Origin of the sequence: Gordonia sp. IITR100 (genome assembly GCF_002009645.1) — a bacterium.
GTDB classification, from domain to species: Bacteria; Actinomycetota; Actinomycetes; order Mycobacteriales; family Mycobacteriaceae; genus Gordonia; species Gordonia hongkongensis.
Genome location: NZ_MVKV01000046.1, coordinates 1 through 1,239, shown reverse-complemented (window position 1 = coordinate 1,239; position 1,239 = coordinate 1). Strand labels below are relative to the sequence as shown.

At 63.0% G+C, this 1,239-nt stretch carries 1 protein-coding gene; it reads right to left on the bottom strand.

All coding sequences use genetic code 11. The features are described 5' to 3' along the window. Positions 1-37 precede the first annotated feature (37 nt). A protein-coding gene (locus B1818_RS23800; protein WP_091344253.1) for an IS3 family transposase occupies positions 38-1,182 on the bottom strand; the annotation gives its coding sequence in 2 pieces (ribosomal slippage) (positions 38-915 and positions 915-1,182; 1,146 coding nt in all). Between the last annotated feature and the right edge of the window lie 57 nt (positions 1,183-1,239).

Here is a 1,239-nt window from a genome sequence, read left to right as displayed (position 1 = left end):
CCAGGCAGTTCTAGAGCCAGTTTCTTCTAGCTGTCGGTCAGTCGATCTCGCAGCCCACAGGGTGGTGCTGGTGGGTGCATCGGGCAGCGTACTCGGCCGGGGTCTGGTAGCCCAGCGCCGAGTGGCGGTGCCGGTGGTTGTGGTCGTCTTTGAAATCGTCGATCACCACGCGAGCTTCGAGCAGGGTGGGCCAGCAGTTGCGGTTCAGGCACTCGTCGCGAAGCCGGTTGTTGAACGATTCGATGAACCCGTTGTTCCACGGCGTGCCGGGCGGAATATAGGAGATGCCTACCGACCCTGCACAGAACGCCTGGAGCGCCTCTGAGATGAACTCAGGGCCGTTGTCCATGCGTAGCACCATGGGTGGGCCACCCCAGATCGCGAAGGTCTTCTCCAATTCCTCGACCAACCGGTCGGCGGTGATCGAGCGATCCACGATGTTGAGCAACGACATCCGGGTGTGTTCATCGACCATTGATGCGATCTTGACCTTCTTGCCATCCACGGTCGAGTCAAACTGAAAGTCCAATGCCCACACCACCTTCGGCGCATCCGCCGCCACGATCGGCACTGACGATTGCCCGGCTCGTTTGCGCCGCGGCGCCCGGCGCACCTGCAGGCCCTCCTCCGTCCACAGCCGATGCACCTTCTTCTTGTTCACCTCGATACCGTCGTCGAACCGCAGGTGCGCCCACGCCCGCCGGAACCCGTGTCGCGGGTGCTTGCGGGCGTAGGTGCGTAGCTGAGCACGCATACCAGCGTCCGGGTCGGCCGGTGTCTGAGCCAACGGCAGACGCCGGTAGGTAGACCGTGAAAGCCCAACAACCCTGCACGCCATACGTTCTGACATGTTCTTCACGTCTTTGAGCATGTCGATCGCGGCGCGTTTGGCGGTCGGGCTCAGAATTTTCCCTTGGCGATCTCCCGCAGCGCGTCTTTCTCCAACTCGGCGTCGGCGAGCAGGCGCTTGAGCCGGCCGTTCTGCTCGCGTAGCTCCTTGAGTTCCTTGGCGGCATCAGCGTCCATACCGCCGTACTGGCGGCGCCAGTTGTACAAGGTGGCCGCCGACACCTCGAGGTCGGCGGCGATCTCCTCGCCGTTCTTGCCCTCGGCCGCCAGTTCATCGGCTCGGCGCAACTTGCGCACGATGTCCTCAGCCGAGTGACGCTTCCGTCCCGCCATGATCCCTATCGTCCCTTCTCCGCCCTCAACAGGGCAATCAGGACTCTAGAACCACCC